Here is a 21,083-nt window from a genome sequence, read left to right on the forward strand (position 1 = left end):
TCCGTCGCGGAAAATAGGCAACACGAATCCTGTTCGAGTGCTGATAACCAGCACTAAACCTTGGCATTAACGTTGATTAAATTTGGAATTTAGTGGTGCTTGGACGTCTCAAGCACTAAACGATAACCCAGCCCCGGCTCGGTTTTTAATAGCCGCTGTTCGTCAGCACTATCGTTCAGTTTTTTGCGTAGTTGACTCACTAGCACGCGTAAGTAGTGAGTATCTTCGACATGACTTTTTCCCCAAATCACCGCTAGCAAATGAGTTTGCTCAATGAGTTTTCCCGGCTTGAGAATCAATTGTTCAATGAAAGAAAACTCTTTCTTGGTGAGTGGAATTTCCCTCTGATCCAACCAAAATTGGTGAGTGCTTTTGATGATTTTGACTCGGCCAGCCACCAGCTCATCAGCGATGGATTGCTCATCCACCAAATCTCGAACCAGCACTTTGATGCGCGCGATGAGCTCTTTTACGCCAAAAGGCTTGCTCAAGTAATCATTCGCGCCCGCTTCTAAAAGGCGGATTTTTTCCTCTTCTTGATCGCGAGCCGTCAGCACTAGCACTGGCGTTTTATACGTCTGACGAAGCGTAGTGAGAAACTCCTTCCCATCGCCGTCGGGCAAGCCTAAATCTAGCAGAATGACGTGCGGCGAATGCGCTTCGAAACACGCTTTGGCTTCTGAAATGGTACTCGCGCCAATGTAATCAAACCCTTCAGCAGACAGCGAAATTCGAATAAAGGTATGAATGCGAGGCTCATCGTCCACGACTAAAACTTTGTAACTCACGCCTGCTCTGCTCCTTGATTGAGTGGAAGTCGAATGCGGATCAGCGTCCCTTCTGATACTGGCATAGATTGAATATATCCTTGGTGTGCGGTGATGATGCCTTTGGCAACCGCGAGTCCCATTCCGGTGCCTGAATCGGCCGATTTGTTGTTCGTGCCGGAATAGAAAAGGCTGAATATTTTTTCCGCATCTTCAGCTTTGATGCCAATCCCCATGTCCCGAACATCAATCACGCACGACGAACCCTGCTTAGAAAGTGAAACCTCAACAGATTCATTCTCTGGTGAAAATCGCATGGCATTATCCAACACATTAAAAATCGCTTGTTCGATTAGCGAACGACTTACTGATAAATAACCAACGGAATCATCCATATTCATGGAAACTTTCTCGGTGTAATTCGGCAAACGAGAAACCGCATCCCGCACAATATCTGCAATCAGCTCATCTTTTTTGGTAATTTTTAATGTGCCATGCTGGAGCTTAGTCGCCTGTAAAAGGTTCTCGATATATTGGTGCAAACGGTGGCTTTCTGAAGTCGCACTGTCGAGCAATTCTTTGCGCTCTAAGTCATTGAGCTTGGGCATGTACTCGTTGAGTGTGGTCAATGTTCCAATAATGGTTGCCAGCGGCGTGCGTAGGTCATGGGACACCGATAGCAGGATGCTGTTTTGCAGCTTGGTTTGTTTTAACTCTCCCTGCTGGCGACGATAAAGATCCGCAAAGGTGCTGGTGATAAATGCCACCACCATAAACACGACTAAATTAAAAATGTCTTCCGGACGAAACATCTGCAAAGAGTAACGAGGCGTCGTGAAAAAGAAGTTGAAGCTCAACGCTTCGATCACCGCCGCCGCATAAGCGAATCGCGAGTTGCATTGAAACGCCACCACCACGACCGCTAACTGTAAAATCAGCAGGACTGCGGCTGTAGAGCCAAACAGTTGGTCTAACAACCATGAGACGACAACCGCGCCAACAATCACGGTAGTAGAAAAGAGAAAGGTGTTATCTCGCCATTGAACAAACATAAAATACATCAACCAAAATTCGATGTAGAAAACTTTAGCAAAAGCCCATTCGGAGTTCGCGTAAAAAAAGCGTAAAAAATTCAATAACGACAGTGAGTTATAAACATAATCATCATTAAGTTGGCCTAACTTAATGAATAATCACAAGTTAACGTTGCCCATTAACGCCTACTTACTCGGTATAAACGACAGACACAAAAAAGAGGAGCATTTGCTCCTCTTTCGTGTAGCGTCATATTAGATGACTTGCAGTTGAGCATCACCTTGCTCAGACAAAAATCCGCCGGTTTGATGCTTCCACAACTGAGCGTAAACACCACCCAATTGCAGCAGCTCGTAATGCGATCCTTGCTCAATGATTTTGCCGTCATCCATTACAATCAAACGATCCATCGCGGCAATCGTTGATAAACGGTGAGCAATCGCAATCACTGTTTTTCCTTCCATCAGAACTTCAAGGTTTTCTTGAATTGCCGATTCTACTTCTGAATCAAGTGCAGACGTTGCTTCATCCATGATCAAAATTGGCGCGTTTTTCAGCAGCACGCGAGCAATCGCCACACGTTGACGCTGACCACCAGACAGCTTCACACCGCGTTCACCCACTTCAACGTCATAGCCAACGTTACCTTGCTCGTCTCGTAGAGATTGAATGAAATCATGAGCATGTGCTTTCTCAGCAGCTGCGATAACGGCATCCATTGAAGCATCTGGATCACCGTAAAGAATGTTCTCTTTAATTGAACGATGCAGCAAAGAGGTGTCTTGCGTGATCATACCGATGTGTTGGCGAAGAGACTCTTGTTCAACTTGAGAAATGTCCTGTCCATCAATGCAAATCTTACCGCTATTTACGTCGTAAAAGCGCAGCAACAAGTTGACCAACGTGGATTTACCTGCCCCAGAGCGACCGACAATGCCGACTTTTTCGCCCGGTTTGATAGTCAGATTCAAGTTCTCAAATACTGCCTTCTCATCACTGTAGTTAAAACCTACGTGATCAAAGCAGATCTCACCTTGAGAGATTTGCAAAGGCTTAGCATTTGGTACGTCTTTCACTTCAACATCGTTTGAAATCGTATTAATACCGTCTACTACTGTACCGATGTTTTCAAACAGTGCGCTAACTTCCCACATGATCCACTTCGACATACCTTGTACGCGCAACGCAATACTGATGGCAATCGCAATAGCACCAATTGTTACAGCGTGATCTAGCCATAGATAAACCGAAATGGCACTAATAGACATCAGCAGCAAATAGTTGATGGCATCCACACTAAACAGTAAACAAGTCACCATGCGCATTTGGCGGTAAACCGTCACCAAAAATTGCTTCATGCTGCTTTCTGCGTATTCCAACTCTCTTTGCGAGTGCGCGAATAGCTTTACGGTAGATATGTTGGTGTAAGAATCGACAATGCGCCCAGTCATTACAGAACGAGCATCCGCTTGCTCCGTCGCTACTTGTTTCATTTTAGGGATAAAGTAGAACTGGATAACCGCGTACATTCCTATCCAAATCACAATAGGCAACATTAGCAAACCATCGGCTTCGCCCATCATCCAGAGCATCGAAAGAAAATAAACGCTGATATAAACCAGTACATCCACCAGCTTCATGACCGTTTCTCGTACCGCTAACGCACTTTGCATCACTTTGGTCGCAACTCGGCCTGCAAAGTCACGCTGGAAAAATCCAACCGCTTGTTTTAGCAAGTAACGGTGAATCAACCAACGGATAGACATCGGGTAGTTACCCAATAACGTTTGGTGCATCACCATTGAGTGGACAAAACCGAGAGCTGGCATCACAACCGCCACTAAGAACAGCATCATTAGCATGCGATCACCCTGGTCTTGCCAGAATGTTGCGCGATCTTGATTAGAGAGAATATCGACGAGCTCGCCCATATAACGCAACAGCGTCACCTCTGTGATGGCAATAAGCGCACTGAACACTGCCATAACGAGTAAAGGGGCTTCAAAGCCACGAGTGTAAAAACGACAAAAGCCAAATAGCGTCTTCGGTGGCTTTTCGGTTTCCATCTGGGGAAAGGGTTGGGTCAGTTTTTCAAACCAATTGAACATAACAATGACTTTAGGTACCGCGAATGAATTTGCGAACGTTTTACTATCTTTTGATACAAAAGTCAGTAAAATACCGAAACAAAAGCTCAAATGATAATAATTACAATTAAGCTTAGCGTTAATCATAATTATCGGGAATAGATTTATGCAAAAGAATAACTCACTGACCATCGCTATCCGCAACGCGTTGGTTTGTGCTTTAGCACCTACAGCAGTGGTTGCATTCACAGCACAAGCTCAAGAAGACGTCGTACAAGATGACGTGATTGCCATGGAGACCATAACGGTCACCGCGCAAGCACTTAAAGTAGAAACCCCGGCAGCAGAAACGCCGCGCAGCGTATCTATCATTTCTGAAGATGAACTTCGTGTTCGTGCACCGAAAAAGCTAGATGAAGCATTACGCTACACGTCTGGTGTAACCGCTCAGCCTTATGGCGCAGACAACGACACTGATTGGTTCAAAGTTCGTGGATTTGATGCAGCGACTTACCTAAACGGCAACCGCCTATTCCGCGATGGTTACTACACATGGTTGGTCGAACCTTACGGCCTAGAAAGTGTAGAAGTCGTTAAAGGTCCATCGGCTATTCTGTTTGGTGAATCGGCACCAGGCGGTATCGTGAATGCTGTTCAGAAAAAACCAACGTTTACGCCTCAAGGCGAAGTAAAAGTCGAAGTTGGCAACAACCAACACCAATCCGTAGGTTTTGACATTGCTGACGAAGCAAACGACGCAGGCACTGTGCGCTATCGTTTGGTTGGCTTGATGACAAGCCAAGATGGTGAACTGGACGGCACAAATAACGAGCGTTTCTACCTAGCGCCAAGTGTCGAGTTCGACATTTCTGACCGTACAATGCTGACCGTTTTGGCAACTTACCTTCATGATGACGGTGTACCAACTAACCCATTCTTCCCGGCAGCAGGTACTCTGATTGGTTCTAACTTTGGCAAAATCGATCCTTCGACTAACCTTGGTCAGCCAAACTACGATAAATACGAACGCACGCAGTTTTCTCTAGGTTACTTACTAGAGCACGACATCAATGACACGTGGTCACTCTCGCAAAACCTCAACTACGGTTCGAATGAGTTGTACTTGCGCAGCTCTTACGCGTTCTCAAACAACGATCCAGCGAAAGAAGAGTTAACGCAAGGCATCGTATTCCGTGACGGAAAAAACCAGAGCATCACGTTCGATAACAATGCTGTCGGTAACTGGATGACAGACAACGCAGAGCACACAGTGCTTATCGGTATGGATCTGCAATTCCACAAAACCGATGGCGACGAGCAGGACAACTACGCATTTGGCACCATCAATCCGTGGAACCCAGTTTACGGTAACTTCACCCCTCTTGATCCTGCCAACAACGTGAAACGTGAGATTGAGAAATCTCAAGCAAGTCTCTATTCACAATACCAATTGAAACTGCATGAACAGTGGATTGGTAACATCGGTGCTCGTTACGACTGGGTGAAAACAGAAAACTCTGGCAAAGGCGCTACCGTTGATCAAAGTGAATCTCGTGATGATGGTCAGCTCTCTCTAAGTGCGGGTGTGATGTACCTTGCAAACAATGGCCTGTCACCTTACGCAAACTACTCTCAGTCGTTTGAAGTGATCAGCACTATTGATGCGGCAACCAATGAACTTTACAAACCGCTGGAAGGCGAGCAAGTAGAAGTGGGTGTGAAGTATGAGCCAAGCTTTATGGATGGCTTTATCAACCTTGCATGGTTCGACATCACGCAAAAGAATGCATTGGTCACAAACCCATCAACATGGATTGCGACACAAACAGGTGAAGTGACATCTCAAGGTGTTGAGCTAGAAAGCACGGCGCAGCTAACCGACGATCTAAAACTGATGGCAAGCTACACCTACACTAAAGCGAAAACAGATGAGAGCTTTGGCCAAGGTAAAAAACAAGCCGCACTTATTCCTGAGCACCAAGCTTCTGCATGGGTAGACTACAGCGCCTACAGCCTGATTCCAGGCCTCAATATCGGTACTGGTGTGCGCTACGTAGGTGAGTCAAAAGATAACCCTAAGAGCTCGAACCTAACGGTTCCTTCAGTCACTCTTTGGGATGCGTCAGTCACTTACGACATCACTTCACAGTGGCAAGCACAGCTAAACGTGAACAACATCCTAGATAAAGAGTTTGTTTCAGGTTGCGATTACTGGTGTTACTACGGCCAGTCTCGCTCTGTTATGCTAAACGCAAACTACCGCTGGTAATTGTACTTCTACTCCCCTCTATTGAGGGGAGTTTTCTCCTAAGAGCCATCCATGTTTCAACTGTCTAATATTGAGATCGTGCGAGGTGGACGTCAGATCCTCGGCATCGAACAACTTAACATCCCAACAAATGAGCTAACGGTCGTTTTAGGCCATAACGGTTCAGGTAAGTCGACACTGGTGAACCTGCTTTCTGGTCAAATGCCACCAGATAAAGGCACGGTAACACTAAACGATACTTCCCTTTCATCACTCAAAACCAAAGAGTTGGCAAAACAGATCGCCTATTTGCCACAAAAGCTGCCCTCTTCGGCTGGTTTAACGGTAGAAGAGCTAGTGCGCTTAGGTCGCTTTCCGTGGCGTGGGGCACTTGGTCGTTGGAAAGCTGAAGACAAACAGATCATCACGCAGGCTATGGAACGAACAGGGGTTACACCTTTTGCTCAAGCTTTGGCGGATGACTTATCGGGCGGCGAGCGCCAACGCGCTTGGGTGTCTATGCTACTGGCTCAACAATCGCCAATTTTAATTCTCGATGAGCCAACCTCGGCGCTCGATGTTCACCATCAGTTTCAACTAATGGCGCTGCTGGCAGAACTGAATCGAACCGAGAACGTAGGCATTATCGTGATCCTGCACGATCTGAACTTAGCCCTGCGCTACGCCACCCACATTGTTGCGCTCAAAAAAGGTAACATTGCCTTTGAAGGCAACGCCGACATGTTGTTAGACGAGGCACGCCTTTCTAAACTATATGAGTCACCAATTAAGCTGATTGAGCACCCAAGCCCGGCTAACACATTAGCGAGCCAAAAGGTGGCTGTTGTATGCGCATAATGGCTCGTTTACTTACTGTGGTTACACAATCTGCTTTTTTCCTCGTATTTTTTATGACCAATGCACATGCAGTCATCACCGTTACCGATGAATATGGTGAGCATAGTTTTGAGCAAGCGCCTCAACGCGTTGTTGCCTTAAACTGGGACATCTTAGAACAAGTTTTGGCGCTAAACGTAGAACCAATCGCAGCCCCAAATTTACCAGGCTACCGCCAATGGGTCGTCAATCCAACCGCACCAAAGTCAATTGAAGATATTGGAACCCGAGCAGAGCCCAACTTAGAAAAAATAGCCAGTTTAAAACCAGATGTCATTCTTGCTGCGTCTCCACAGCAAGACTTGATTCCGTTACTCAAACAAATTGCTCCGGTAATCTATTTACCTAATTTTTCTGAAAATGAGGCCGCAGCTGAAACGGCCATTCGTCACTTTCGTACGCTCAGCAAGCTATTCAATAAAGAGGCACTTGCTGAACAGAAACTGGCAGAATTAGATGCTTCATTTGCGCAGATGCGCCAGCGAATTCGCCACTATTACTCTGCTCCACTCAGCGTTCTTGTGATGCGATTTTCAACCCCGAATACTGTATTACTTGCAACCGAAAACTCCACCACTGACTACGTGGTTAGAAAACTGGGATTACAGGCTCCAATTAAAGAGGACCCACGTGCGTGGGGAGTAAAGCAAGATCGAATCAATCGGCTTCAGAGCCTTCAAAACAGCTACGTTCTCTACGTACAGCCTTTCCCAGAAGAACGAAAACTGAAAGAGTCGCCACTCTGGCAAGCGATGCCGTTTGTGAAAAAGCAGCGGGTAAATTCAGTCAGAGCAGTGTGGGCGTATGGCGGTGCCATGTCTTTGCAATACACCGCTGAAGCGATTACCGACAGTCTAATAGAGTTGGCACCAGAACAATGAGAACGAAACATTATATTGGTTATCTGGCGCTGATTACGTTACTTAGCGTCTTTAGCCTACAAATTGATACTAATTTATCACTTTTCGAACAATGGCAATTATTAACAAAACCAGAGGTAGCAACCGAGTTTCGTGATGTATTCTTTACGCAAGCGCAGCTTCCTAGGTTAAGTATGACCCTGCTTGTTGGTGCCATGCTTGGTCTCACCGGCAGCTTAATGCAGCAATTAACGCAGAATAACCTCACTTCGCCGTTGACTCTTGGCACCTCTTCTGGTGCTTGGCTTGCATTAGTCGTGGTAAATATTTGGTTCGTCGATTGGGTAGCCGATTACTCTGCATTAGCCGCAATGGTGGGGGCTTTAGTGGCGTTTGGCCTGATCGTATCAATTGCAGGTGTGCGTAACATGACAGGTTTGCCGCTGGTCGTTTCGGGGATGGTGATCAATATCTTGCTCGGTTCTATCGCCACAGCCATTATTATTTTAAACGCCCAGTTCGCACAGAATATTTTTATGTGGGGAGCCGGAGATCTTTCTCAATACAGCTGGGATTGGTTTGAGTGGTTATTGCCTCGCTGCGCTATCGCAATCGTAATTTTGATCGTCGCACCACGTATTCTGACCTTAATGAAACTAGGACAAGAAGGCGCAGCAGCCCGAGGCTTAGCGGTATTACCCGCGTTTGGTGCGTTAATGGTGATGGGTATTTGGCTGGTATCTGCCTCAATCACCGCAGTTGGCATTATCAGCTTCATCGGATTACTGACACCCAATATTGCCAGAGCGATGGGGGCAAGAACACCGCGCGACGAATTGATCAGCAGCATGCTTTTGGGCGCAATGCTACTAATCATCACAGACTCTGCCGCTATCTCGCTGAGCTTATGGTTAGAGGAAACCATTCCTAGCGGTGTAGCGGCTGCAGCTATTGGCGCTCCCGCTTTAATTTGGTTTACTCGTAAAAAGCTGACGGCAACCGATCAACTTAACCTTTCAATGAGCCAAGGAAAAACGGCGCTTTCTAAACGCGCGGTATGCAGCATTGCGCTATTCAGTCTGGTTGGGATTCTAGCTTACTCATTCGTTACCCATGGTATAAACGGAATTCAATGGTCTGTGCCAGGTGAGTTCCAATGGCAATTGCGTTGGCCGCGAATGTTAACCGCACTTTCTGTCGGTATTGCGCTATCCGTTGCCGGAATCATTTTGCAACGCATTGTTTATAACCCTCTGGCAAGTCCCGATATTCTCGGTGTGTCTTCCGGAGCCACGTTTGCCATTATAACGACAGGAGTCATCGCTGGGTCGCTTCTCTCCGCATTTAGCTGGGGTATCGCTTTTTTCGGAAGTATGTCCGTATTGATGTTATTGCTGATTATCGGTAAACGAAGCCATTTTAATCCATCTAACTTCGTGTTGTCCGGCATCGCACTAACGGCACTATTAGAAGCCCTCGTTCAATTTTCGCTAGCTCAAGGCTCAGGTGACAGTTACAAAATTTTATTGTGGCTAACTGGTTCTATTTATCGAGTCACAGCCAACACCGCACTAATGCTATGTTTGGCCATAATAGTTCTGCTTGCCGCTGTATTCTCGATTTCTCGTTGGCTAACACTAATTTCCATCGGGCGACAATTCTCAAATGCACGAGGGCTTAACCCTACCGTAGCCAATACGCTTATGCTCACCATCGTTGCTTTGTTATGCGCCTTTTCTACCGCTACAGTTGGTCCAATATCCTTTGTTGGCTTGGTCGCTCCCCATATTGCGATGATGTTAGGAGCAAGAAAAGTGAAAGAGCAACTGTGTGTCGGTGCCTTAATTGGCGCAACCCTAATGTTGTGGGCAGATTGGCTAGGACAAATCGCTATTTATCCAAGTCAGGTCGCAGCTGGCACGTTGGTCGCTATTATAGGCAGCACTTACTTCCTATTTTTAATGCTGAAGAGTAAATTCAGCTAAGTTGGGAATATTGTTACAGCCTAAAAATACGCTAAGAAAAACAAACCCCGCTATTTTGATAGCGGGGTTTGAAATTAAAGGCGAAGTACGATGCTCTATTCTTCTCGCACTACAGGAAAACGTTGCTCATAAAGTTCCATAAAGTCCTTACGAATTAAGTGCTCTAAGTGGTTCGCTTTATCGGTTGGGCAGAAAATCATCACGTGCAGAATTTGTTCACCATTAATGTTACTAGAAATATGCATATGTGGCTCAGAACCAGGAAGGTCAACACCGGCATGTTTTTCAATCATCGCATTGTAACGATGTGCAACATCAGCAAAGTAACTGCAATGTTCTTCAATTTTATCAGTTAAAATCGGTAGCAGTGGATACAAATTGACGAAGTCTTTCACCACTACAGAAAAGTTGTGGTAAACGTACCGCTTCATGAAGTTGAGGTTCTTTACTGGATAGGTAAAGAACATACTATTAGGCAATGTCGCTGTTTTGCCGGTGTAATGATATTGCCCATGATGCAGGTCGATCTCTTGAATCACCGTCGCCATCATATTGTGCTCAATCACTTCACCGCATAACTTCCCGACCTCAATCCAGTCCCCAACGCGAAAAGAACGTGAACTTGCTCTTTGAATCGAACCCGTAAAACACAAAATGATTTCTTTGGATGCCACTACAATGGCAACGGCAATCGCCGTTACACTCAGAGCAAACTCGTTAATTTCTGATTGCCATAAAATAAATAAAATCAGTAATGTAACAGCAAAGGTGCCATTTTTAGTTCTGGACATCCAACTACGCTGATCTTCTGAGAGAAAAGCGTGATCACCACGAATCATCGATAAAATTGCACGACGAATTAACCACATAATCGCAAAGATCAGTGCGGTAAAAATCAATTTATGAGTGAGAAGAAAATCGACAACTAACTGCACTTTCTCCATTCCACGGCTCCCTCGAATAAAAATACGGCCCAGTAACAGCTAACGATAACAAATTATTTTGTCTGTTGTCCGTGCTCACTCAAGTCTTTTTGAAATTACTCCTCTCTGAAGGCGCGATTCATGCTTTCTGTAATTGGCTTTATTAGGTAGCTCAATGGCGTTCGTGGCTCAGATAAAATAAGCACTTCGGCATTCATACCTGAGGTTAAACGATGTTTTGTCACATCTTCCGGTGAAATTGCAATTCTAGCGAGATAAAAATCTTCTTGGTTTTCTTGCGAGAGCTTATCGGCAGAAATCGTCAGCACTGTACCGTCTAAAGGTGCCAACGTCCGTGCATTCAGAGCGGTCAGACGAACATGCGCTTGCTGGCCTGGATTCACTAAATCAATATCCTGAGGATTAACACGAGCCTCGACTAACAACTTATCGTCTTGCGGGACCAGTTCTAGTAACGTTTCACCCGAGCCAATCACACCTTTTTCGGTAAATACTTGCATGTTGACTACGCGACCAGAAATAGGTGCGTTGATCGTTGTTCTTGCGACAATATCTTGAGCGGAGCGATATTCTTCCCGAATTGCGACAATTTCCGTTTTGGTGTTTCGTAGTTCCTCGACAATCTCATTCAGCCTTTCAAGCTTCAACTCTTCAATTTGCGCTAGGTTCTCATCTAACCTTTTTCTAACGGTGAGCGATTGCCTGTCTAACTGGCTTAAGGTACTTCTCACCTCCGCTGCTAAGCGCTTGAGTTGAAGCAAAGTAGATTTTCCCGAGAAACCTTTTTGCACCAAGGCTTGGTTGCTGTCTATTTCTTCAGCAATAAAGTTGAGTCGTTCCGTCTCAATCACTTTGGTTTGCTGAAGGTTTTCAAGCTCTAAATTTGCTCCAGAAATACTCTGCTCAATGATACTCAGTTTACTATCAAAGAATCGCTTTCTCGCTTCAAAGATCTTGTTTTGAACTAGTTGTGCTTCTTGTACTATATCGACACGGGGAATGCTTTCAAGATCATCAGACCATACAATCGTTGGAAGCTCGTCAAGCTCCGCACTTAAACGGTTTTCCTTTGCTAGAGTATGGATAAAACGACCACTTAACGAGTCCAACTTAGCCATAGCTTGACGCTTAGAAAGTTGAATTAATAACTGACCTTTTTCGACTAAATCCCCTTCCTGTACATATAGCTTTTCAATAATACCGCCTTCTAAATGCTGAATTTCTTGTCGCTTAGTGAGAACTGACAAATCACCATAAGCAATCGCTGCACTTTCTAATTTGGCTGTTGCAGCCCAGTAGCCAAGACCTCCAAGAAAAACACTTAAGGTCACCACACCGAGTAAAATTGGTTTTCGAAAGCTTAGTCTCGCTTTGGGGCTAAAACGATATACGATCTCGGTAGAACTCTGATTAACGGTTGGCAGTTGATTGCTCATTTCTTACCCTTGGGATATCTGTTCTTTCTTCGCCCATCAAACGTTTTAATACTTCATCTTTAGCGCCGTATAACTTGACTCGGCCGTCAGCCAAATACAACAGCCTATCCATTTGTCGTAACGTACTCGGATTGTGGGCAATGACGATAATCGTTGTACTCTGTGCTTTTAAATGGGCAATCAAACGTTGATACGCAGCCTCTCCCTCACCATCGAGGTTGGCATTCGCTTCATCGAAAATCACAATAGATGGGTCGCCATAAACGGCTCTTGCAAGAGCGATTCTCTGCCTTTCCCCCCCAGATAAACCACGGCCATTTTCACCAATAATGCAATCATAGCCTTTGTTTTTCTTGAGTATTAATTCATGACATCCTGCTAGTTGCGCCGCCTTGATGACTTTAGCGGGGTCTTCTTCTTTAAAGCGTGCGATGTTCTCTCGAATTGTGCCAGGAAATAACTCCACCTCTTGAGCGAGATACCCAAAATGTACGCCGCGATCTTCAGATGACCATACGGAGACTTCCATACCATCAAGAGTCACTTTACCCGCTAACGGCTTAACCGTACCTAATAGCAGCCGAGCAAACGTCGATTTACCCGTACCAGAAGGGCCAATCACCCCAACAGCAACACCCGGAGGAATCGATAAGCTGAGCGATGAGAGCACTGGTTCAGTTGCTCCAGGATGGCGATAGGCCAGTCCGGAAAGCTCATAGTGTCCTTTTGGTTTAGGCAGTGGCATATCTGATTCATCTTGGCGCACGATCCCATCGATTTCTTTCAACCTTTTATAGGCGCCTTTAGCAGACATCGCGCTTCGCCACGTGCCTATCGCCTGCTCCATCGGCGATAATGCCCGACTCATTAATATGGAGCTCGCGATCATCGCCCCTGCCGTTATCTCATGTTGGATAACTAACCATGCACCACCTCCCAGTAAAAATATCTGTAATGAGCCACGTACAAACTTAGAAAAGTTAGCCATGTAGATGGACTTACCTGCAACTCGCTCTTCAAGCACATTCACTTCACTCACGCGCGACTGCCACTTCTCTAAAAATGCATTCATCATCCCCATTGCGAGAATTGAATTGGAGTTTTGCGTGGCTAATTCTGCGTTGTTGATATGAGAAATCGCTCTGACTTCGCTCTCTTGCATTGTTTTACGCGTCATCAGCTCATTGAGTAGACCTAGGCTAAACAATACGATAGATCCAAGTAACGCGATGTGACCTAGTATCGGGTGCAATAAATACACAAATAAAATAAACAGCGGTGTCCAGGGCGCATCCAACAGTGGATAAGGTGCTTGACTGCTCAAAAAGCTTTTGATGTTCTGAATGTCTCTCAGAGTTTGCGAGGTATAACTCTTCCCGGTATGTGATTGATATTGAATCGTGCGCTTGAGCATGAAAGCGGAGAGTTTTGTATCCATCCAATAACCAAAAGATTTACTCATTTGTGCTCGTGCAATGTCGATGATGGACATGGTTAACAGCGCGACAATTACGATGACAGTGAGCAAGAATAAAGTATCGGTTGAGTAGGAGGATATCACTCGGTTGTACACTTGAAGCATGTACAACGGAATCGAGAGAACCAATAAGTTGATTAAAAGGCTAAAAACGATCAGCAAGCCCGCAAGCGTGCATAGTTTTTGTTTCACTTCTTTGAAAACCGTTTTTTGCACGACTACTTCCGTTTAACGTGAAAATTGTAGGCGCCAGAAATACTAGCGCCTAGCTTAAGGTAACCTCAAATCGCTCTAGAGTGTCCGATTAGTTCACCTCAGCATGGCAGAGCCACGCAAACTAATTCCCATCCAGAGTTATTTTCAGTCGTTTAGATTACGAACAGATCTGCACCATAGGTGTTGATGTCAGTTTCAGTCACGCCAATAAGTTTCACTGTTAGATCAGCCCCATCGGTAAACACTGCATTCCCAACTGCATCGTAGCTAAAGCTTAAATCACCAAAGTCAGTGACAGAGTCGCTAATGATGTGCAAAGAGTCTTCACCAATGGTGAAGTCAACAACTTTGGCTTCGCCATGGCCACCAAACTTATCCGTGAACACAAACTTATCGCCATTGCTGCCGCCAACTAAAACGTTGTCACCAGAACCAGCAACAAGAATATCTTCACCGACACCACCATTTAATTTATTGTCGCCCAGCAAACCCAACAGCAAGTCATTACCGGTACCACCGCCGAGGTAGTCGTTTCCTGTACCAGCCCTAAGGATGTCATCTCCTGCACCACCGGTTAGGCGATCATCGCCGTCGCCGCCGATCACATAATCATTACCGCCACCGCCAACAAACGAGTCATTACCACCAAAACCGATAAACAAATCATCGCCGCCATCGAAATCAGCAAATTGGTTATTTACACCTGCATCGCCTAAATACGTGTCATTGTCACTTGCGCTCATTTTTATTCCCTCTTAGCTTATTAATTGAATAGACCTTCTGTTCCACGTCTGACTAGATTCGTCACGACATGAGAAGTCTAATAGTCAACTGAATAGGAATAAGTTTGAATATGGGATGATATTTCAGACTGACATTTTAATAATAAATATAAAATTTAGTACTTTATAGAGTATTTTCTTTTTATTACAGCAAGTTAATACTAGTACTACAGGTTTCTCTTAGCCCAACTTGTGGCTTGCGTACGGTTCTTTACTTCTAACTTTCTAAAAATATTGTATAGATGTGATTTAATAGTATGCTCGCTGATAAATAAAGAATCAGCGATTTCCATATTTGAACCACCTTCTTTCAACATTTTTAAAACCTGAACTTCACGCCGAGTAAGCTCAACCTCAATAGCAGGTTCGATAATGTTATTTGCTTCTCTACCTCGATAATAATTTACTAGCTGATCAAGTAATCTTCGAGACAGCCAGTTATCCCCTTTTATTATTGCTTTTAATCCCTGACAAACCTTGTCCATTGAATCTCCTGGACCAAATATACCTTTTACATGAGGCCAAGAAGCGAGTTCTTCTGTGTCTAAGTCATAACCTAGATTAAGCATTATGGTTCCTAGCACTTTATTACTATCTTTTAAATAAACTAAAGTTTCGGAAGGAATCTCAACTGAAAAATCAACAAGCAAAAAGTAGCGTTCCGGAATGAGTTCATGATAGCTAGGGTTTTTAGTATCAATGATCGTTATTTTAGTTTCTGTATTTTTAGAAAGCATTTCCTTAAAGTTTTCACTCTGTAAACTTTGTTGAGTGAGCATTAGGATTTCAGGCTTTTCCATATACTGTTCCATAATGTTTCTCATACTTTCAGTGACTTAACATTCTTAAATTAGTAGTTAATCGTCAGCACTTAGTTTGATATGTAAGTGCTAGTTCACAGAGTAAAGTTATTTGCTACTTTTTTAAATTCTAAAGTTATTAAAAAGAGAATCAAAAAAAGTGTTTCTCATAAAAGAAACACTTTTAACACATTCAGGTCACAGAAACTATTAAGAGTTTACTAAATTAGGCAACCTAATATTGCAATAGCATTACACCGTTAACGAGTTGTCTGAAATATTTTCCTTTGCCCAAATAAGTGCTTGAACTCTATTTTTCACATCAATCTTCTTGAAAATATTATGTAAATGCGTTTTTACCGTATTCTCGCTGACAAATAATTGTTCGGCGATTTGTTGATTGGACGCCCCCATGGAAAGAAAGGTAATTATTTGTTGCTCTCGTTTGGTCAGAATAGCGGAAACATTCTTATTTATAGGTTTGCAATGTCGACGAAGGTAAGTAATGTACTGCTGAGAAAACTTACGGCTGAACCACATATCTCCTTGAAGCACCTTACCAATACCAACTTGCAACGTTTTTATATCATCAGAGGTATAGAAAATACCGGCCAAAGTACGCCAAGCAAAGAGATCTTCTGTCGATATGGATTGCTCACAATTAATTAAGATTTCAAGCGTGTCTTTCTGCTTGGCCGCTTTAAACTCCGCATAACGGCGAAAAACTTCATCCGTGATCACGCTGCAATCAACAATAATGGCTGATGCAAGAGACTCATGTAACACTCCGTGAATCAGATTATCTGGCGTGATTAGAGCAACACTAATACCGAGTTTGGTCTCCAATACATCTTTCAACAGAGATGACTGTAGACTTCCCTCCGTGATTAAAATAACGTTTCTTTTTTTTTGCTGCTCCATCCTGATCGCATTCCCTTGGTCGTTTTTATTGAAATACGCAATAGATTTAGATAGAGCGGTAGTATTGTCAAGTATGAAAATCACTAGTACTAATTAATAACTCATTGAAGTGTCAATAATTTTTAAGTGGCAAGTATGTGAGAGGTATTAGCATTTTTCAGACATTAAAAAAGGGAGTATAAACTCCCTTTTTGTGTTTGAGCAGGTGATTTAATCACGCACGTTAGAGGCAAAACACCACCTAACTTAGTGGATTGGAACTGCGTTTTTTTGGTTAAACTTACCAAAGTGTTGTTCTAACACTTCTGGCGTCAGCTTACCTTCCGCTTCCAGCTTTTTCAGCTCAGCGACGATCGCTTTTTGCTCTTCTAGCGACGGCAGTTTTACTTCTGGCTCCTGAGCGGTTTCTTGAGAAATTTGCTCTAGTTCTTTTTCGAAGTCATTCATAGTACTTACCTAAAATTAATGATTGAACTTTTAAACTTCGCCTATTCTATCCAACTCTATAACTTGAAGCTACCAACCATCTTGTCTAAACGAGAAGAGAGCGCTTGAAGATCGCGACTTGCATCCGCCAACTCTTCTGCTGTCGCGGTTGTCATTTCATTTATCGCGTTGATTTCTTCGATATTTTGATTAATGGTATGCACCACCGTGGATTGCTCTTCCGTCGCCGTTGCAACTTGTGTATTACGATCAGAGATGTCGGTGATTCGTTCAGAAATACTGATTAATACCTCGACTGCTTCATCGGTAGAAGTAACCCCTTCTATGGTGACCGCTTTGCCCGCTTCCATAGCACTTACCGCGTCTTGTGCGTCACTTTGAAGCTGATTGATCATGCGCTGAATCTCTTCTGTAGAATCAGCCGTGCGTGAAGCTAGGTTTCTTACCTCATCAGCAACAACCGCAAAACCACGTCCCTGCTCACCAGCACGAGCAGCTTCAATTGCAGCGTTTAGCGCAAGTAAATTCGTTTGTTCAGAGATGTCACGAATTACACCCAGAATCGAGCCAATATCTTTGGTTGTCGATGCCAACTGCGTAACAACAATATTGGTTGTTTCAACATCATCGGCTAGGCGGCTGATCACCTCTTTTGCTTTCATCACAACTTCTCGACCAGTTTGAGTGTTATCTGAAGCCTGATTTGCCGTATCAGCAGCGGTAGCAGCGTTCGATGCAATTTCACTGATGGTCGCACCCATTTGGTTGATAGCTGCAACTACTTGAATGGTTTGATCACGCTGCTCTTGGCTGTTGTCGTGTGTGGATGTTGCTTTCGTTGACACACTTTCTGCCGCTTGACTTAATGAGCCACTGGTTAAAGCAACCTCTTTCATCGTGGCATGAATCTTCTCAATAAATCCATTAAAGCCTTTTGAAAGCTGAGCAATTTCATCATTACCCTTAATTTCAATACGCTGCGCCAAATCGCCTTCACCTTGCCCAAGGTCGGTAAAACGATCGGCAATCAGTCGGATTGGTTTCGTAATGCTGTTTGCCAACCATACGCCCATGAGGATGAATACAACGGCAACAATGATGGTCGTAAACAGCATTTTTTTAGCTGTCGCATTCAGGTCTGCGAATACTTCATCAACGGGAACCACGCCAATAACAAACCAGTTCATTGAAGGAACATACAAACTAGAAACAAAAGTATCCTGCCCTTCAAACTCCACATTAATTAGGTTGAAGCTATTTTTGTTCAACAGCGCACTTGCGTCACTACCAAATAGTTTAGTGATAGAAGTTTGGTTCTTACCTTGTTGGCGGTGTATTTGAATCTGGCCTTGTTCATTAGTGAGGAACACGTAACCCGTATCTTCAATTTTAAACCCATTGAGCAAAGCAACCATGTCTCCCATAGATTTAGAGAGACCTGACATTGATGTACCATTAAGATCTTGGAAATTGGCAAACATTTTCACTTCGCCATTTGCCTCTTGGAACACACTCACGGACGTTTCTTGACCAGACGACGTAAATCCAAAGAACCAAGCATCTTGCGTTCGGTTAAGTTGACGTAAGAATCCGTTTTGATTCCAGTAATATGCCGTTTGACGATTCGCTACCGACGCATCATTAAGACCATACTGTGATTTAACGTTATTGAGCTGCTGAACCAACTGAACTTCTACTGACGGATCACGGTCTGTATTAGATAGGGCTTCAACAATAAATTCGTTTGTAGCCAGCTGTTTTGCCGCTTGTTGCATTTCGACAACTTCGCGGTCAATTTCGGTATTGATTTGCTGCAACATCGCAGGTAGCTCGATGTCAATAAGACGATGGCTCAATACATCTCTCGCATGACGCTGAGCCATAACACCAACAATGATTGTTGATGCTAGAACAGCAAACGTAATGCCAAGTACAACCTTCTGTTTGATGCTCAAGGAATGAAGTTTCAACATATTCGGACCTTTTAAAAGAATCACTTGTTATTGGCCCCACAAGGGGAATCAGGTGCATATCTCATGACACGCACACCACGGAATCTTTATCGGCTCATATGTACAAAACTAGAGGCATTTCTCATTATATTATGAAAAATAAATGTAACACACTGTCAAATAAGCACTTTCAGAGATAGCACGTACTTGCAATTCTCTGTAGCGTCCCAATATTGAAAAGATAAATTGCAATAGAGCATTGGAACTTTTTTCACATGGAAAATGACCAATACTCAACACGAAAATCACATGGATACCGAGAGTCCAAAGCATGCATAAATCTAACTTCGAAACTCTTCAGCAATACTTAGAGTCGCAGATCATCGGACAGCAAGATCTGGTAAAGCAACTGCTTGTTGCGCTTCTTGCGGATGGGCATATTTTAGTTGAAGGCCCTCCTGGGTTAGCAAAAACCCGTGCAGTAAAATCACTCTCAGACTGTGTTGAAGGTGACTTCCACCGAATTCAGTTCACCCCTGACTTGCTGCCAGCCGATTTAACCGGCACCGATATCTTCCGTCCAGAAACCGGAGAATTCACTTTCCAGTCAGGTCCTATCTTCAACTCGCTTATTCTTGCGGATGAGATAAACCGTGCACCGGCCAAAGTACAAGCGGCAATGCTTGAAGCAATGGCAGAGAAACAAGTCACAGCAGGTCGTCATACCTACCCGCTGCCAGAGTTGTTTTTGGTTATGGCAACTCAAAACCCGATAGAGCAAGAAGGGACCTACCCCCTTCCTGAAGCGCAGCTAGACCGCTTTTTATTGCATTTAGAAGTGGAATACCCAGATGCAGAGCATGAGCTATCTATCTTGCGTATTAACCGCGGAGAAGCAAAGGGCGAAGTAAAGGTTGAACGCCCAATGTTAAGCCAACAAGATATATTCACTGCACGTAAAGAAGTGTTGGATATTCATATGGCGGAAACGATAGAGCAGTACATCGTCCGTTTAGTTATGGCGACACGTCAAGCCAACGAATATGACACTGAGTTGGACAAGTGGTTGTCAATGGGTGTGAGTCCGCGTGCCACCATCGCTCTTGATCGCTGTGCACGTGCGCACGCTTGGCTTGCTGGTCGTGATTTTGTCTCTCCGGAAGATGTTCAAACCATGGCTTATCCGGTACTGCGCCACCGTTTATTATTGAGTTACCACGCTCAAGCGGAAGGCATTACGGCAAACCAGGTCATCGATAAACTGCTAAACCTTGTTGGCAGTGCATAAACAGGTGAGTGATATGTCCGCTACACATTCATTACCACCTCATGCGAATGGGGTGACATTAACCCTTGAAGAGCTGCTCCAATATCGCACTCAATCTGTACGTTGGTTACCACCAGCACAGAGTCTCTGGTCGCAGATGAGTGGTAACCATACCAGTCGCCAAAAAGGGCGAGGTATGGATTTTATGGAGGTGCGCCAATATCAACCTGGCGACGATATTCGCAGCATTGATTGGCGAGTCACCGCTAGGACCGGTAAAGCACATACGAAGTTGTTTGCAGAAGATAAAGAGCAAGCGGTCATTCTTTATCTTGATCTAAGTTCTAGTCTACATTTTGGATCTAAGTATGTACTCAAATCCGTTCAATTGGCCCACTTTGCCAGTGTTCTAATTTGGCTAACTCTAGCTAAAAAAGATCGCATCGGCGCAGTGATTGATGACGGACATCAATGTCTTGAATTTCGCCCCTCTTCTTTACAAAGACAAGGGCTGCGGATTCTTAACGCCATAGTCGACATACATAATGCGCAAGTAACTCGTACTGCAAGCAACGACACTCGTACACTGCCGTATACACAAGTATTGGAGACACTTCATACGCTCACCCCAAAAGGCAGCGAATTGATTATGCTCAGTGACTTTGCCCACGTAACACCAACGGAACTGGCACAACTACGTCGACTCAAACAACACAATAGCGTAAGGGCCGTTCAGTTTTATGATCCGTTAGAAAGAGGCGAAACAGACTTTAGAGGTCAAGTGAAAGCTTCGGATGGGCAGCATAGTCAATGGTTTAACTTTGGCTCTAAAGGACAACGAAGAGAACTCGAAAGCCACTTTACCCAACATCAAGAAACCATTAAGCAGCAATGCCATTCAATAGCAATTCCATTTAACACGCTATCAAGTGGCTGGCCCTTAATTTCACAATTAAGCTAAC

At 44.3% G+C, this 21,083-nt stretch carries 17 protein-coding genes; 6 read left to right on the plus strand and 11 right to left on the minus strand.

Annotated features, from left to right (window positions below; translation table 11 throughout):
- Positions 1-89 precede the first annotated feature (89 nt).
- The 3 genes from R7Q38_RS09460 to R7Q38_RS09470 all read right to left on the minus strand — a co-directional run bounded on the left by R7Q38_RS09460 (position 90) and on the right by R7Q38_RS09470 (position 3,910).
- Positions 90-788, minus strand: a complete 699-nt coding sequence (locus tag R7Q38_RS09460; RefSeq protein WP_225466227.1) for a response regulator transcription factor — start codon at positions 786-788, stop codon at positions 90-92.
- A complete protein-coding gene (locus R7Q38_RS09465) occupies positions 785-1,819 on the minus strand; it encodes a DUF4118 domain-containing protein (RefSeq protein WP_198556853.1) in 1,035 nt (344 codons plus the stop codon). The genes R7Q38_RS09460 and R7Q38_RS09465 overlap by 4 nt, the downstream gene beginning before the upstream one ends.
- A gap of 237 nt (positions 1,820-2,056) precedes the next feature.
- The gene (locus R7Q38_RS09470; RefSeq protein WP_042521744.1) at positions 2,057-3,910 is read right to left on the minus strand and encodes an ABC transporter ATP-binding protein; all 1,854 of its coding nucleotides are present in this window, start codon (positions 3,908-3,910) and stop codon (positions 2,057-2,059) included.
- A gap of 145 nt (positions 3,911-4,055) precedes the next feature.
- Between R7Q38_RS09470 and R7Q38_RS09475 the strand changes: the two genes are divergently transcribed.
- The 4 genes from R7Q38_RS09475 to fhuB are packed head-to-tail and all read left to right on the plus strand — an operon-like array spanning position 4,056 to position 9,879.
- Complete coding sequence (locus R7Q38_RS09475) at positions 4,056-6,158, plus strand: TonB-dependent siderophore receptor (protein WP_132936302.1); 2,103 nt, start codon at positions 4,056-4,058, stop codon at positions 6,156-6,158.
- Between the two features lie 51 nt (positions 6,159-6,209).
- Positions 6,210-6,995: an ABC transporter ATP-binding protein gene (locus tag R7Q38_RS09480; protein WP_318114201.1), complete on the plus strand. Its 786-nt coding sequence runs from the start codon at positions 6,210-6,212 to the stop codon at positions 6,993-6,995.
- Positions 6,986-7,915 (plus strand): iron-siderophore ABC transporter substrate-binding protein, encoded by a 930-nt coding sequence (locus tag R7Q38_RS09485; RefSeq protein WP_239939083.1) that lies wholly within the window; start codon positions 6,986-6,988, stop codon positions 7,913-7,915. Before R7Q38_RS09480 ends, R7Q38_RS09485 begins: the two co-directional genes overlap by 10 nt.
- On the plus strand, positions 7,912-9,879 hold the full coding sequence (gene fhuB / locus R7Q38_RS09490; RefSeq protein ID WP_318114202.1) for a Fe(3+)-hydroxamate ABC transporter permease FhuB: 1,968 nt from the start codon (positions 7,912-7,914) through the stop codon (positions 9,877-9,879). The genes R7Q38_RS09485 and fhuB overlap by 4 nt, the downstream gene beginning before the upstream one ends.
- 95 nt (positions 9,880-9,974) lie before the next feature.
- On the opposite strand, the gene R7Q38_RS09495 is transcribed toward fhuB, so the two are convergent.
- The 8 genes from R7Q38_RS09495 to R7Q38_RS09530 form a co-directional block, all read right to left on the minus strand.
- Positions 9,975-10,823 carry a mechanosensitive ion channel family protein gene (locus R7Q38_RS09495; protein ID WP_005375171.1) on the minus strand — a complete coding sequence of 283 codons (849 nt, stop codon included), beginning with the start codon at positions 10,821-10,823 and terminating at the stop codon, positions 9,975-9,977.
- Between the two features lie 95 nt (positions 10,824-10,918).
- Complete coding sequence (locus tag R7Q38_RS09500) at positions 10,919-12,259, minus strand: HlyD family type I secretion periplasmic adaptor subunit (protein ID WP_005383906.1); 1,341 nt, start codon at positions 12,257-12,259, stop codon at positions 10,919-10,921.
- The gene (locus R7Q38_RS09505; RefSeq protein WP_239939082.1) at positions 12,234-13,952 is read right to left on the minus strand and encodes a type I secretion system permease/ATPase; all 1,719 of its coding nucleotides are present in this window, start codon (positions 13,950-13,952) and stop codon (positions 12,234-12,236) included. The genes R7Q38_RS09500 and R7Q38_RS09505 overlap by 26 nt, the downstream gene beginning before the upstream one ends.
- Positions 13,953-14,104: 152 nt before the next feature.
- On the minus strand, positions 14,105-14,695 hold the full coding sequence (locus tag R7Q38_RS09510) for a calcium-binding protein (protein WP_005375168.1): 591 nt from the start codon (positions 14,693-14,695) through the stop codon (positions 14,105-14,107).
- A 206-nt stretch (positions 14,696-14,901) separates the two neighbouring features.
- On the minus strand, positions 14,902-15,558 hold the full coding sequence (locus R7Q38_RS09515) for a LuxR C-terminal-related transcriptional regulator (protein ID WP_005383910.1): 657 nt from the start codon (positions 15,556-15,558) through the stop codon (positions 14,902-14,904).
- Between the two features lie 228 nt (positions 15,559-15,786).
- Positions 15,787-16,455, minus strand: coding sequence for a LuxR C-terminal-related transcriptional regulator (locus R7Q38_RS09520; protein ID WP_239938504.1), 669 nt, complete (start codon positions 16,453-16,455; stop codon positions 15,787-15,789).
- 246 nt (positions 16,456-16,701) lie between these two features.
- A complete protein-coding gene (locus tag R7Q38_RS09525; RefSeq protein ID WP_005375165.1) occupies positions 16,702-16,902 on the minus strand; it encodes a restriction endonuclease subunit S in 201 nt (66 codons plus the stop codon).
- Positions 16,903-16,958: 56 nt separating this feature from the next.
- Positions 16,959-18,875 (minus strand): methyl-accepting chemotaxis protein, encoded by a 1,917-nt coding sequence (locus R7Q38_RS09530; RefSeq protein ID WP_017821859.1) that lies wholly within the window; start codon positions 18,873-18,875, stop codon positions 16,959-16,961.
- A gap of 310 nt (positions 18,876-19,185) precedes the next feature.
- Between R7Q38_RS09530 and R7Q38_RS09535 the strand changes: the two genes are divergently transcribed.
- The gene (locus tag R7Q38_RS09535; RefSeq protein ID WP_005383914.1) at positions 19,186-20,142 is read left to right on the plus strand and encodes an AAA family ATPase; all 957 of its coding nucleotides are present in this window, start codon (positions 19,186-19,188) and stop codon (positions 20,140-20,142) included.
- Between the two features lie 13 nt (positions 20,143-20,155).
- Positions 20,156-21,082: a DUF58 domain-containing protein gene (locus tag R7Q38_RS09540; RefSeq protein ID WP_064354905.1), complete on the plus strand. Its 927-nt coding sequence runs from the start codon at positions 20,156-20,158 to the stop codon at positions 21,080-21,082.
- The last annotated feature ends 1 nt before the right edge of the window (position 21,083 follow it).

The sequence above is a fragment of the Vibrio sp. Vb0598 genome, assembly GCF_033338935.1.
GTDB classification, from domain to species: Bacteria; Pseudomonadota; Gammaproteobacteria; order Enterobacterales; family Vibrionaceae; genus Vibrio; species Vibrio alginolyticus.